Here is a 13,478-nt window from a genome sequence, read left to right as displayed (position 1 = left end):
TGATCCGTGGCGGCCTGAACTACAACATGGAACTGCGGTGGGATGGCGTGCGCTCGCTCGCCGTCGCCATGGAAATGCTCAAGCAGCAGGTCGCGATCACGCCCGCACCGCAATGGGTGCGCGTGGTCGGCGGTTTCACCGAGCACCAGTTCGCGGAAAAACGCCTGCCGACGATCGAGGAACTCAACGCGGTGGCGCCGGATACGCCCGTGTTCATCCTGCATCTTTACGACCGCGCGTTGCTCAACGCTGCCGCGCTGCGCGTCGTCGGCTACACGAAGGACACACCGGAGCCGCCGGGCGGCAAGATTGTGCGCGATGCAGCCGGCAATCCCACGGGCCTGCTGCTCGCGAATCCGAATGCCGCACTCCTGTATACGACGCTTGCGAAGGGGCCGAAACTTCCGCTCGAGTATCAATACAATTCGACCCGGCATTTCATGCGTGAACTCAACCGGCTGGGCGTAACCGGCGTCATCGACGCGGGCGGCGGTTCCCAGAATTATCCGGAGGATTACGAAGTCATCAGCAAGCTGCATGAGGCGGGCGAGATGACGGTGCGTGTCGCGTACAACCTGTTCACCCAAAAACCGAAGGCCGAGAAAGAGGACTTCGTGAACTGGACCCGCACGGTCAAGTATCACGATGGCACGGATTACTTCCGCCATAACGGCGCTGGCGAGATGCTCGTGTTTTCCGCGGCCGACTTCGAGGATTTCCGTGTCGCTCGCCCGGATCTGTCGCCGGAGATGGAAGGGGAGCTCGAAGGCGTGGTGCGCGTGCTCGCGCAGAATCGCTGGCCGTGGCGTCTGCACGCCACCTACGACGAAACCATCAGTCGCGCACTCGATGTATTCGAGAAGGTCAACAAGGACGTTCCGCTCGATGGCATCAACTGGTTCTTCGATCACGCGGAGACTGTCTCCGAACGTTCGATGGGCCGCATCGCGGCGCTCGGCGGCGGTATAGCGGTTCAGCACCGGATGGCGTACCAGGGCGAATACTTCGTCGAGCAATATGGCGCGCGCGCCGCCGAGGCGACGCCGCCGGTCGCGAAGATGCTGGAGAAGGGCATAAAAGTGTCCGCTGGCACCGATGCGACGCGCGTGGCTTCGTATAACCCGTGGGTGTCGCTTGCGTGGCTGGTGAGCGGCAAGACGGTTGGCGGAATGCGGATGTATCCGCAACGAAATCTGCTCGACCGCGAGACGGCCCTGCGCATGTGGACGGAGTACGTGACCTGGTTCTCGAACGAGGAGGGCAGGAAGGGGCGCATTGCGGTCGGGCAGCTTGCCGATCTGATCGTGTCGGACCGCGACTTCTTTTCGTGTCCAGAGGACGATATCGCCGACACAACCGCATTGCTGACGGTCGTTGGCGGCAGGATCGTCTGGGGCGCGGGGCCATTCTCGCAACACGATGCCCCCATTCCGCCCGCGATGCCCGACTGGTCGCCGGTGCACGCGTTCGGAGGCTACGGCGGCTGGGCCGCGCAACAGCGCAGCGGCGCACCGTTACAGCGTGCCGCTGCGGCGGCAATGTGTGGTTGCGCGAGTGCATGCAACGTGCACGCTCATGCGCATGCGCTCGCGTGGAGCCGCGCATTGCCGACCTCGGATGCGAAGGGTTTCTGGGGCGCGCTGGGCTGCTCCTGCTGGGCAGTGTGACCCATTTTTTTAGAGCATCTGGGTTTGATCGCGGCACGCGTGCTTGCGACTATGATCGGCGATTCAACACGTTCCGCCTGCTATCGCCGCGCGTGATCAATCGAACATTACGCTGCAATCACAGGAGAATTGCGTTATGAAAATCATTCGCCGGGCATTGATCGGCGCAGTAATCGCGTTTGGTTTTTCGGCTACGCCAGCGTCGTTTGCGAAGCCGCCCGTGATCGCGGCCGCGTCGCCGTCCGTCGCAGTCGGCCCGCAGTACGACACGACGCACGTGTATGTCGCGCCAGAGGATTTCGACCGCTTCACGGATAGCGTCGTGGCGACATTCGGCGGCAGCAAGTCGAAGCAGGGCGTCTTCCAGGTCACGCCAACGCCGAGCCAGACGATGTCGCAGCTCGTATTGACACCCGTGGGCACGATGTCCGTATTCGGCTTCAAGACGCCTGTGCCGTATCCCTTCGGCGCCGAGCGCACGGGTTACCTCGTCACGGACATGGATGCAGCCGTGAAGGCGGCGCGCGCGCATGGTGCTGACGTGATCGTCGATCCGTTTCCCGATCCGATTGGCCGCGACGTGGTGATCAGATGGGCGGGCGGCGTGAATATGCAGCTCTACTGGCACAACCAGGCACCGCAATACGATGCGCTGCAGACCATTCCCGAGAATCGTGTCTACGTTTCGGCGCAAAGCGTACGCAAGCTGGTTCACGATTTCGTGAAGTTCTCGAGCGGCAAGGTGGTGTCCGATGTGCTGAAGGCGCCGGGTATCGAAATTGGCCGTCCGAACGACACGTATCGCCGCATTCGCATCGAATCGGGCTTCGGCAAGATGACTGTGCTCGTAACGGATGGTCAATTGCCGTATCCGTTCGGGCGCGAAACGACGGGATACGAAGTAGCGAATCTCGACGACACGCTGCAAAAAGCGAGGGCCGCTGGCGTGACCGTGCTCGTGCCGCCGTTCGCATCGGACGGACGTGAAGCCGCGATTGTCCAGTTCCCGGGTGGTTACATCGCTGAAATCCACGCTGGCATGGCGAAATGAAATCCGAGGACACGGTCCTTGCCGCTATTGCCGGTTTTGTCGATACGTTGAGTTTTGTCGCGCTGTTCGGGTTGTTCATCGCACACGTGACGGGCAACTTCGTGTTGATCGGCGCGGGCATTGCAGGCTTCAGTGGCGGCGTCCTGCTGAAACTGATCGTGTTGCCTGCTTTTGTCGGCGGGGTCGTCCTCAGCAGTCTGCTCGTGCGGTCGTTGTCCGGGCGACATGCGCGCCAGGGTGCGCGCGTACTGCATGCGGTACAAACGGTGCTCATGTTCGGCTTTTGTTTCGCTGGCGTCTGGGCGACACCGATCAGCCAGCCCGATAGTCTTCGGGCCATTGTGGCGGGCGTGGTCGGCGCGATTGCAATGGGCGTGCAGAATGCGCATCCGCGTCTGATAAAGCGTCCCGGCGTGCCGAATACCGTGATGACGGGCAACGTCACACAGTCGATTCTCGACGCGATTGACATGCTATCCGCGACCACCGAGATCGACGTCCGCACGGCGGCACGCGCACGATTCGCAAAGATGATGCCGGCCATTATTGCGTTTGCACTGGGAGCGGTGGCAGGCGCGATGGGCATGCTTTACGTGGGATTCTGGGCGCTGCTCGCTCCCGCCTTCGCGCTTGCGGGACTCGTTTTGACCACTGGCGAGCAGGATCGCGCGTCCACCTCGGGGCACCCATGATTTCGCGAGACCGGGACGACCGGCCCGGATTTCGTGCGCCGCGCGAAGGGGCGGAGAGATATCGCCACACGCCCGTGGCCGGAAGGGCATGGACCGCGTCGATCACAAGGCGCAGGCGTCGATTCGAAAAGGCTGCGGGCGCCACCGCTTTTGTGGGTCTGTTGCTGACCGCGACAGAGGCGGCACCGGCTGATACGGCTTCACAACCCGCAGCAGCGGCGAACCATGCGGTCGATGCGGTCGATGCAGTCGCAAGCGCTTCGGCTGGCACAGAGACATCAACGTCCGTGTGCGACGCAAAACGGCCTGTGGTGCTGTTCAATCGCTGGCAGGAAGACTGGTCGGTGCTCGCCAATCACTGCGTTGCGCGCGAGCCGCTAGACAGTCTGAAGTACATCGCGCGCAGCGATGATACTGCGTCCTGGCTGTCGCTCGGTGCGAATCTGCGCGAGCGCGTCGAAACCAACAATGCGCCGTTGTTCGGTATCGGTTCCGCGCAGTCGGACACGTATCTGATTCAGCGCGTCGAGGTCCACGCCGATGCGCGTCTGGCCAGGCATTGGCAGTTCTTCGTGCAACTCCAGGATGCGCGCGCCTTTGGCAAGAATCAGGTCACGCCGGTCGACAAGAATACGCTCGATTTCGAACAGATATTCGTGACCTACGTCGGCGCACTCGGCGGCGGCACGTTCAAGTTTCGCGTCGGTCGCCAGGAAATGGCGTTCGACCTGGAGCGCTTCATTTCCGTGCGCGACGGTCCGAATGTGCGCCAGGCATTCGACGCGGTCTGGGCCGCATACGAATACGAGAAGTGGCGGATTCTGGCCTATGCGACGCAGCCTGTGCAAAACCGTGACGTAACCGTATTCGACGATGTGTCGAACCGCGATCTGACTTTCAGCGGCGTGCGCGTGGAGCGCAAGTCGGTAGGGCTGGGCGATCTCTCCGGGTACTGGTCGCGCTACAACCGCAGCCACGCCGTGTTTCTCGATGCAATGGGTGCGGAGCGCCGCGACGTGTGGGACGTGCGCTATTCCGGTACGCGCGAGCGCTTCGACTGGGATATCGAAGGCATGTTGCAGACAGGGACGGTAAGCGACAAGACGATTTTTGCCTGGGCGGTTGGCGCGATTGCGGGCTACAAGCTCGACATGCCGTGGTCGCCGCGCGTCGCGTTGCAGATCGATGCGGCTTCGGGCGACCGCCATCCGCATGACGGCCGCGTGGAGACGTTCAACGCATTGTTTTCGAATGGCTACTATTTCACGCTCGCGGGCTACACAGGTTATTCGAACCTCATTCATATCAAGCCATCCATCACGCTCAAGCCGAGCGCGAAACTCGCGCTGCTCGGTGCGCTGGGTTTGCAGTGGCGGGAGACGACCGGTGACGCTGTCTATCAGCAGGCGAACCGGCCCGTGCCGGGCACCGCGGGCAAGGGCAGCCGGTGGACCGGGATGTACGTGCAATTGCGCGCCGACTGGACGATTGCAGCAAACCTGATCGGCGCAATCGAGGCGGTGCACTTCCAGGTGGGTGACTCGATCCGGCAGGCGGGCGGGCGTAATGCGGACTATGCCGGTGTCGAATTGAAGTATGGGTGGTAGGCAGAGATGCATCGGTTCATATCGGGAAATTTGAACCGGCCTGGTTCATTCCTTCGAGCGATCGCGTAGACTGCGTCGTATTGCGTGCATGCTGCGCAGCGGTTTCTCGCCTCGTTGCTGCAAGCCGAATGTATTCAACCCGTGGCCTCGTCAGACAAACCTGCGTGCGTGGACGGGATATCCGACGACACTGCGCGACGGCGCGGCGTCGGGATGTGGGAATGATAGCGATTCAGTAGGGCGATCGACATGATCGCTGGTATGTGTTGAACCAGAGTGCGCTGCCTCTATGGCGTTAATCGATCCCGAATACGGATCACCGTAAAACTGGAGAAACCTGATGAGCAAGATTCTTGTGTTGTACTACTCTTCCTACGGGCATATCGAGACGATGGCGAAGGCCGTTGCGGAAGGTGCGAGCTCGGTAACGGGTGCCGCCGTAACCCTCAAGCGCGTGCCGGAAACGATCCCGATTGAGCAGGCGAAAGCTGCCGGTATCAAGGTCGATCAGAATGCGCCGGTCGCAACGATCGATGAACTGGCCGGCTACGACGCGATAATTTTCGGCACGCCGACTCGCTTCGGCAATATGGCTGCGCAGATGCGCAATTTCCTCGATCAAACCGGTGGCCTGTGGATGAAGGGCGCACTCGTCGGGAAGATCGGCAGTGTATTCGCTTCAACGGGTACGCAGCACGGCGGCCAGGAGACGACGATCACGTCGTTCCACTCCACGCTGCTGCATCATGGAATGGTGATCGTGGGCGTGCCATATGCTTGCGCGGGTCTGACGAAAATGGACGAGATCACGGGCGGTTCGCCCTACGGCGCGACGACGCTGGCCGGTGCCGATGGCAAACGCCAGCCGAGTGCCAACGAACTCGACATCGCGCGCTATCAGGGAAAGCACGTTGCCGAACTGGCGGCGAAGCTCGCGTCATAATCGCCTGACTGACCGCTGCACGGCTGCAGCGGTCAGTCATTCACTTTGTTGCACTAGAAACTATTTCCCAAGCCCGATTTACGACTGTCAAGCGACCTGCAATGGCTCGCGTGGCATGGCGTTTTCGGAGGTCATTGTGCGGCCTGCAACACGCTTGTATGCCATTCGCCGGAAGTGTTGATAGATTTGCAGTCGACTATCCTTACAGTTGCGTAAATATCAGCTTCCGCGTGGTGCGGTGGCCGATTTCTTCTGAATGTGCGGCATTGGCGAGCGCTGCGAAGTGCTGAGCGCGATACGCGTCAATGTCCGGCTACACCGTCGCGCCAGCCATTTCCATCTAAGATCGGTTGCGATTCCGGGGTTGCATCAAGCGACGCGAAGCGGATCGAACGAGTCGGCCTTGCGTCCCTGCGTCGTCACATCTACGATGCACATTACCGATGCAAATCCAATCCATGCTGGATGCATGGCGAATCTGGCCGCCAGTCGTCCGCATGTTTCGCGCCGTACTTCTTCACCCCGGACCCGCATTTGCCCTGGCATAATGCGCGCCAGTCCGGGCGCCAACCGGTGGGAAATGTATGGACAGACTCGCGCGTGATGTCGACATATCGGCTCCTGTAAAACCGGATACAGGCGCGGCTGCGCCGGGCAATATCCTGCCGGCCGTGTGCGACATCTCCGTCACGAATGTGTGTAACGCCGCATGCGATTTCTGCGGTTTTTCCCGCGATAAAAAACTGGTGGGGCCGCGACGTTATCTCGACCCTGAAGCGTTTGCGCGTGCGCTGCCTGTTTTGCGTCGACGCCACATCAAGTACGTGACGTTTCAGGGCGGTGAGCCTCTGGTTCATCCGGATATGGCGGCAATCGTTGCCTCAGCCTCGCAGTCCGGAATGGAGTGCGGCCTCATCACCAACGGCTGGTTTCTCGCGCGCCATATTCCCGATCTGGCGCAAGCCGGACTCAAGCGTTTGCTCGTCTCGATCGATAGCCATAATCTGGGTGAGCACGAGTTAAATCGCGGACTAAACGGCCTCGGCAAACGGATTAAAGAAGGCATTGCGGCTGCTCGCACCCACGGGATTTCTACCACTGCTTCCGTTACGGTGAGCAGGCTGGTCAATTACGAGAAGCTTCCGGAGACGCTCGCGCAGCTCGGTTTCGATTCCGTCGCGTTTTCTTACCCGCGGCGCGCGCCATTTGGATCGAGTTCGCTTGTCTATGACGAGGATTCGAAGCTTATCGATCTCGACGAGAAAGAACTGGTCGATGCCTTGCATGCCATTGCGAGGATGAAACGGCATTTTCGCGTGCTTGATCCGGCGGGCGCACTCGCCGAGGTCGAGCGGTTCGTGCGCGGAGAGCCGCAACGCGTACCGTGTATCGGCGGAAACAAGTATTTCTACATCGACTGGAATCTGGACATCTGGCGTTGCGAGGCGTGGCCCGAACCGATGGGTTCGGTGTTCGATCTCGACCATATCCCGGCCGACAAGGAACCTTGTAACGCCTGCATGATGGCGTGTTACCGGCATGCCAGCGTACTGATGCATGGTGCGAGCGCGACAGCGGACGCACTCCAGGCCATCAGTCACGGGGATGTGAGGCGTGCAGTCGCCGCGTTGCATCAGGGGGGGATTCTGTACTCGTTATGGTCTCTCTCTCGGGAAACGCTGCCTCGACAGGCGCTCAGGTCAAGAATAAAGATTGTGCCCGCACCCACTGCACCGGCGGGCCAATAAGAGCGCGCTTTAAAACTGACTTTCTGCTGCGCTGCTGCGCTGCAACAGGACGGCGCGCATCGGAAGCCCCGTGCGAGCGCCCACAGCCGATAACAGACAGGCAGATCCGGCACATAACCCGCCGTGCCAATTCCCGCCCTGTTATTCTGTTTTGCAACAGAATAGGCGAGGACAATCGCGATTCGACGCAGTGAAGCTCTCGTCGTACCGGCAACGAACCGAGCAGGAAACCACGACACACAGCCATTGAAGCCGGCCGGGGAGGGCGTGGACGCAACGTTACGAGGCGCAAAACGATGACACCCATTCCCTCGGCAACCAATATGGCCAGCCTGAATCTCGTGGAGATGTCGGGCCTTCTCGTCGGCGGCCTGGCGCTCTTTCTGCTCGGCCTGCAATTCATGACGGGAGGCTTCAAGGCCATCGCCGGATCCAGATTGCAGGCGCTGCTTGGCGTGCTCACGGCAAACCGGTTTCGGGGCGTGCTGGCCGGCGCTCTCGTCACCGCGCTGCTGAATTCCTCCACGATCACCACCGTACTGATGGTCGGCTTCGTTTCCGCCGGGCTCATGACGTTGGCACAGTCTGTGCCCATGATCATGGGCGCGAACATCGGCTCCACGGTTACGGCTCAAATCATCGCGTTCGACGTTTCCAAACTGGCGCCATTCATGCTGGCAGTCGGTTTTGTCATGTATGCGTTCGGAAAACGCGAGCTGGTTCGCCAGATCGGCGAAGTCACCATGGGGTTGGGTCTTCTGTTCATCGGCATCGAGTTCATGGGCGACGCCACGCGTCCGCTGCGAACCTTCCCGCCGTTTATCGATGCGATGCAGAACATGGAGCATCCGCTGCTCGGCATTCTGGTGGGTGCGGTGTTTACCGCGATCGTACAAAGCTCCGCCGCAACGCTCGCCATCGTCATCGCGTTGGGCGCACAAGGGCTGATGCCGCTTGAAGCCGGTATTGCCATCATTCTGGGCGCGAATGTGGGCACCTGTGGCACGGCGTTGCTTGCCTCGATCGGGAAATCCGCTGAAGCGGTTCAGGTTGCCGTCGTGCACCTCATATTCAATGTTGTCGGGGTGCTGTTCTGGGTCTTCTTCATTCCGCAGATGGCCGAACTGGCCCGCTACGTTTCGCCGTCGTTTCCCGAGCTGCAAGGCGCTGCCAGAATGGCGGCGGAGACGCCGCGCCAGGTGGCCAATACCCACACGATATTCAACGTAGTCAATACGCTGGTGCTGATCTGGTTTTCGGAGTGGATCGCCCGATTTGCCCGAATGATCGTCCGCACGCGGCATGTGGAAACGAAACCGCTGGGCAATCCGCAATATCTCGACGAAACGTCCTTGACGGTGCCATCGCTTGGCCTTCAGCGCGTGCGTCTGGAACTGTTCCGCCTTGGTAACGAAGTGCTCGAAATCGTTCGGAGCAGTGCACGCGTCGTGGTCAGCGGCTCCATCGAAGAAATCAATGCGCTGCTGGACCGCGACAAGGAAATGGGCCGGCTGGCCGCCGAGATTCTGAATTACATCGGGCTGCTGTCGAAGTCGGAACACTCCGAAGAAGAGGGCCTGCAGATGGTGGGCTTCACGCAGATTGTCATGACGCTCGAGAACATCAGCGAGATTATCGGAATCAATCTGACTTCGGTGAGCCAGCAACGATTGACGCAGCAGATGGATCTCACGCGCTTGAGCGAAGTCGCCAATTCCCGCTTTGCCGCGCTCGTCATCGAGAATCTGGCACACGTCATCGGCACGATTTCCGAGGCCGACACGCAGGCCGTGTCGCAAGCGATTGGGAGCAAGCCTGAGATAAAGGCACTCGCTACGGAGGCGCGGCAGGGCATTCTCGGCAATCTTCAGCTAGCGAAAAAATCGGAGGTGCTGGACTACCAGTCGGCCGTCGATATGATCGAGCAGTACAGGGCGATTGCACGGCTTACCCGCGCAATCGCCAGAATCATCGCCGATTTGCGCAAAAACCAGGGCCTGCAAAGCTTTTCAGGAATGGCTCAAGCGCAAGATCCAGTGGCATGAACACACAGTAACGACTGCCGGGCGTTTCATCGCCGGGATGCGCATCGACCGGCTGGCAAATGCGACGCCACGATCGAGGCGCGACACGCTTAGTCGACGTTCGAGTTCGCGAGTTCGGCGTCGAACGCCAATTGCCGGCCGCCGCGATTCACGACGATGGACGCTTTGTCGCCCGCCCGCGCGATCATCTGCTGCAGTTGCTTGACGTTGGTCACTTCCACGCCGTCGACCGCGATGATCACGTCGCCAGCGCCAATGCCCGCCGCCGCCGCCGGGCCGGTTGCGCGCTCGACGACCACGCCGCCGTCCACGCCGATCTGTGCGGCTTCATCGCTGGAGAGCGGACGCACGGCAACGCCAAGGCGCGGACGCGGTGTTGCTTGCTGCGCACGGGCTTGCGGCGCGGCACGGCCAGCGGCGTCGCCTCCGCCTGTGACGAGTGCGAGCGTTCGCGTTGCGCCATTACGCAGCACGGTAAGTTTGGCGGGGGCGCCGGGTTCGAGTTCCGACACGCGGGCAAGCAATTCCGTGGGCGTTGCGATTGCATTGCCATTGAGTGCGACGATCACGTCGCCTTGCGCGACGCCCGCAGCCTGCGCGGGACTGCCGGGTTCGACTCGCGCAACAAGCGCTCCGCGCGGCGAGCTCAAGCCGAGTTCGCTTGCGGCGGCGTCATCGATTGCCTGAACGGCAACGCCAAGGCGAGCGTGCGAGACGTGTCCGGTTCGAACGATCTGATCCTTGATTCGCATGGCTTCGTCGATAGGAATGGCGAACGAAAGTCCCTGGAAGCCGCCCGTGCGCGAATAGATCATCGAATTGATGCCGATGACTTCGCCGTTGAGATTAAAGAGCGGTCCGCCCGAATTGCCGGGATTGACCGGCACGTCGGTCTGGATGAAATGCGTTGGGCTGTCGTCCGAGAGCGTGCGCGATTTCGCGCTGATGATGCCTGAGGTCACCGTGTTATCGAGGCCGTACGGCGAGCCGATTGCGACGACCCAATCGCCCACGCGGCTATTGGTCGGATTGCCGATTTTCACGGTGGGAAAACCGCTGCCGTCGATTTTCAGCACGGCGACATCACCCGCTTTATCGGTGCCGATTACCCGGGCGCCGAATTTTCGGCCATCGGTGAGCTTGATCGTCACCTGGTCGGCATTCTCGACGACGTGATTGTTCGTCAGGATGTATCCGTCCGGACTCACGATGAAGCCCGTTCCCAGTGCGCCTGAGTGTCCTTCGCCCGAATCGTCGCCCTCGCTCTTCGCCTCGACGTGAACCACAGCGGGGCCATACGTCGCCACGATCCCGGCAAAATCGGGCGCCTGGCCCTGATTGTGAATCGCCTTGTCCGAGGGGACGGACAATGTCGTTTTCGCGGTGCCGGACTCGTCCGCGCTAGCGTGCTTATGTCCGACGAGCCACGTTCCGGCGAGCGCCACCGCGACGCCCGCGATCAGGCCGCGGCCCCGATACTTGTTGATATTCATTGCTGTGATAACAAGGAGGTTGATCGATTAGCGCGTAAGTTACGCACCGCTGCTTAAACACAACTTAAAGAAACAGGGTGGTGTAAACGCTGAATTGATCCCTCAAATCCAGCAATCTGAATAGCAGGATCGCCTTGAATTGGCTTGTGCGTTGGCAGGGATTTCGCCCTTGAAATTAGGGCTTGATGTACTCGCACTCGTGGTTGCAGGCGCAACGAAGTGCGGATTGATGACGCCGATTGACGGGGGGCGGATCGAAGTGGATCCCGGTCGTTGATCAGGCGTCAATGAGGCGTGCGGCGATCCGGTTTTTGCTATTTCGTATCGGGATCGCCGCGCGCGTATCGACAACCGGGAAGGATGACGCGGTGGCAGGCGTTCGTCAAAGCTCGAAGGCCCGAACCGCTGAACGGAGCGTTTCGGCTTGAGCCTTCAGTGCACTCGCGGCATGCGCGCCGTCCTGTACAAAAGAGGCGTTCTGTTGCGTGACGCGGTCCATGACGGTGACGGCCGCGTTGACCTGATCGATGCCGGCGCTTTGCTCCTGCGAGGCATCGGCAATCGAATCGACGAGATCCGCCACGCCCTTGACCGCGCCGAGCAAGTCCACAATGGTCTTCGCGGCCGATTCGACTGCAATGCCGCTAAGGTCCACCTCGCTCGTCATCTCCTTGATGAGCACGTCGATTTCCTTGGCAGCGGTTGAGCTGCGCTCGGCAAGCGCCCGGACTTCCTGCGCGACGACTGCGAAGCCGCGCCCCTGATTACCCGCACGCGCCGCTTCGACTGCTGCGTTCAGCGCAAGCAGATTGGTTTGAAACGCGATGCCGTCGATTACCGAAGTGATTTCGCCGATGCGCGCTGAGCGTTCTGCAAGCGCACGCATGCGCTCGCCGGCGTCGCGGGTCGCGCGATCGCCATCGCCGGCCTTGGAAGAAGCAATGCCCGCGAGCGATCGGGCCTGTACGGCATGCTCGGCATTCGCCTTCACCATCGAGGCGAGTTGCTCCATGCTGCTCGAGGTCTGCTGAATGCTGGCGGCGTGCTCTTCCGTTCGATGCGCGAGCGTGCTGTTTCCCGACGCGATTTCCGAAGTGGCTTCCGCGATCGTTTCCGCCGAGTGACGAATCCCGCCGATGATCGATGCGAGACGTCCCTGCATGGTTTTCATGGCGTACAGGACGCTACGCGTGTCGCCCGGCTGGACGGTCACCTCGAACGACAGGTCACCCGCGGCAACGCGATTCGCGATTTCGGCGGCCACAAACGGTTCGCCGCCGAGCTCGCGAAAGAGGCTTCGCGTCATCGAGGCGGAGAGTACGGCGACAACCAGGAGACCGACGAGAATGAAGCCCGCCACAAGCCATTCGACTCGCTGCCCCGTTTTGCGCGCGTGCTCATATTCGGATTGCGCATCGGCGAGTTCGAGTTTGCGAAGTTCGGCGCCTTGCGCCTTCACCGCTTTCGCGACGGAGTCGATGGCCTGCGTCTGGACCCACTGCGCTTCCGAAAGATTGTTGGCCGTCAATAACTGGACCGCGGGACGAAGACCCTTGTCTCGCAGTTTGCTCCAGTTGGCGGCGAACGCTGCGGCGCGCTTTCGTCCGTCTTCCGACGAACTGCGCGACGCATACTGCTTCATGAGCGCGTCGATCTGATCGATGCGATTTGCCGTGCTTGTGGCGACAAGCTGGGTTTTCTGGGCCGATGGATCGAGAATGGCGTCGCTTACCGAAAAGCTGGCTTCGGCGATCAATTCATCGATGGACGAAATTGCCTGAAGCGCTTGCGCGCGGCCTTCGAACATCTGCTGAAGCGCGTCGGTCGATTGTGAGACGCCTGCTACGCCCGCCGCTCCGACACAAAGAGAAACGACAGCAAAAGCGATGGTGAGCAGGAGAAGCCGGGCTTTGATGGTTAGCTTGCGCATTTGATACTCGACGGATGACGCGCCGCAGGGAGCGGGACCACAACGGGGACGGTAAGGATGCGGCCACAACGGCCGCGCGTCTTTTTACGGCAGAATCCATCAAATATTGAATGAATCTTTTGTGACAAGGCGACTCTGCATGCGCACATGATGAACGCGCCAACGCGGCGGCGGCGTCTGCGAGTCTCCAGCCGGCAGCCCGGAAATGTGCTGACGAATTGACGATTTACCGAGCAGCGTGGCATTGCTTGTCTCGCCCCGTCCGTTGTTAATGCGTGGCGCCCATGCATCTGCCGTGGCGC

Annotated in this window: 9 protein-coding genes; 7 read left to right on the top strand and 2 right to left on the bottom strand. The window is 60.8% G+C overall.

What is annotated here, in order from left to right:
• The 7 genes from Q0L30_RS21260 to Q0L30_RS21230 form a co-directional block, all read left to right on the top strand.
• Positions 1 to 1,667: amidohydrolase (locus Q0L30_RS21260; protein WP_296660790.1), on the top strand; the 1,667-nt coding region annotated here is incomplete at its 5' end.
• Positions 1,668 to 1,803: 136 nt separating this feature from the next.
• Complete coding sequence (locus Q0L30_RS21255; RefSeq protein WP_296660787.1) at positions 1,804 to 2,718, top strand: glyoxalase; 915 nt, start codon at positions 1,804 to 1,806, stop codon at positions 2,716 to 2,718.
• Complete coding sequence (locus Q0L30_RS21250) at positions 2,715 to 3,410, top strand: YoaK family protein (RefSeq protein WP_296660784.1); 696 nt, start codon at positions 2,715 to 2,717, stop codon at positions 3,408 to 3,410. Before Q0L30_RS21255 ends, Q0L30_RS21250 begins: the two co-directional genes overlap by 4 nt.
• Positions 3,411 to 3,562: 152 nt before the next feature.
• Positions 3,563 to 5,017: an alginate export family protein gene (locus Q0L30_RS21245; RefSeq protein ID WP_296660781.1), complete on the top strand. Its 1,455-nt coding sequence runs from the start codon at positions 3,563 to 3,565 to the stop codon at positions 5,015 to 5,017.
• Between the two features lie 340 nt (positions 5,018 to 5,357).
• Complete coding sequence (wrbA, locus tag Q0L30_RS21240; protein ID WP_296660778.1) at positions 5,358 to 5,960, top strand: NAD(P)H:quinone oxidoreductase; 603 nt, start codon at positions 5,358 to 5,360, stop codon at positions 5,958 to 5,960.
• 584 nt (positions 5,961 to 6,544) lie between these two features.
• Entirely contained in the window at positions 6,545 to 7,708 is a 1,164-nt protein-coding gene (locus Q0L30_RS21235) for a radical SAM protein (protein WP_296660776.1), read from the top strand.
• Between the two features lie 296 nt (positions 7,709 to 8,004).
• Positions 8,005 to 9,753, top strand: a complete 1,749-nt coding sequence (locus Q0L30_RS21230; protein WP_296660773.1) for a Na/Pi cotransporter family protein — start codon at positions 8,005 to 8,007, stop codon at positions 9,751 to 9,753.
• An 89-nt stretch (positions 9,754 to 9,842) separates the two neighbouring features.
• On the opposite strand, the gene Q0L30_RS21225 is transcribed toward Q0L30_RS21230, so the two are convergent.
• Both Q0L30_RS21225 and Q0L30_RS21220 read right to left on the bottom strand, forming a co-directional pair.
• Positions 9,843 to 11,246 carry a trypsin-like peptidase domain-containing protein gene (locus Q0L30_RS21225; RefSeq protein ID WP_296660771.1) on the bottom strand — a complete coding sequence of 468 codons (1,404 nt, stop codon included), beginning with the start codon at positions 11,244 to 11,246 and terminating at the stop codon, positions 9,843 to 9,845.
• A 382-nt stretch (positions 11,247 to 11,628) separates the two neighbouring features.
• Entirely contained in the window at positions 11,629 to 13,176 is a 1,548-nt protein-coding gene (locus tag Q0L30_RS21220; protein WP_296660767.1) for a methyl-accepting chemotaxis protein, read from the bottom strand.
• Between the last annotated feature and the right edge of the window lie 302 nt (positions 13,177 to 13,478).

The organism is Paraburkholderia sp. (assembly GCF_024281035.1).
Classification (GTDB): Bacteria; Pseudomonadota; Gammaproteobacteria; order Burkholderiales; family Burkholderiaceae; genus Paraburkholderia.
The sequence above is the reverse complement of the archived record's forward strand: the minus strand, read 5'-3'. Positions and strand labels throughout refer to the sequence as shown.

What these genes read in the sequence shown, in the direction of transcription:
- Q0L30_RS21255 (WP_296660787.1), top strand. Translation starts at nt 1,804, where the DNA reads ATGAAAATCATTCGCCGGGCATTGATCGGCGCAGTAATCGCGTTTGGT.
- Q0L30_RS21250 (WP_296660784.1), top strand. Translation starts at nt 2,715, where the DNA reads ATGAAATCCGAGGACACGGTCCTTGCCGCTATTGCCGGTTTTGTCGAT.
- wrbA (WP_296660778.1), top strand. Translation starts at nt 5,358, where the DNA reads ATGAGCAAGATTCTTGTGTTGTACTACTCTTCCTACGGGCATATCGAG.
- Q0L30_RS21235 (WP_296660776.1), top strand. Translation starts at nt 6,545, where the DNA reads ATGGACAGACTCGCGCGTGATGTCGACATATCGGCTCCTGTAAAACCG.
- Q0L30_RS21230 (WP_296660773.1), top strand. Translation starts at nt 8,005, where the DNA reads ATGACACCCATTCCCTCGGCAACCAATATGGCCAGCCTGAATCTCGTG.
- Q0L30_RS21225 (WP_296660771.1), bottom strand. Translation starts at nt 11,246, where the DNA reads ATGAATATCAACAAGTATCGGGGCCGCGGCCTGATCGCGGGCGTCGCG.
- Q0L30_RS21220 (WP_296660767.1), bottom strand. Translation starts at nt 13,176, where the DNA reads ATGCGCAAGCTAACCATCAAAGCCCGGCTTCTCCTGCTCACCATCGCT.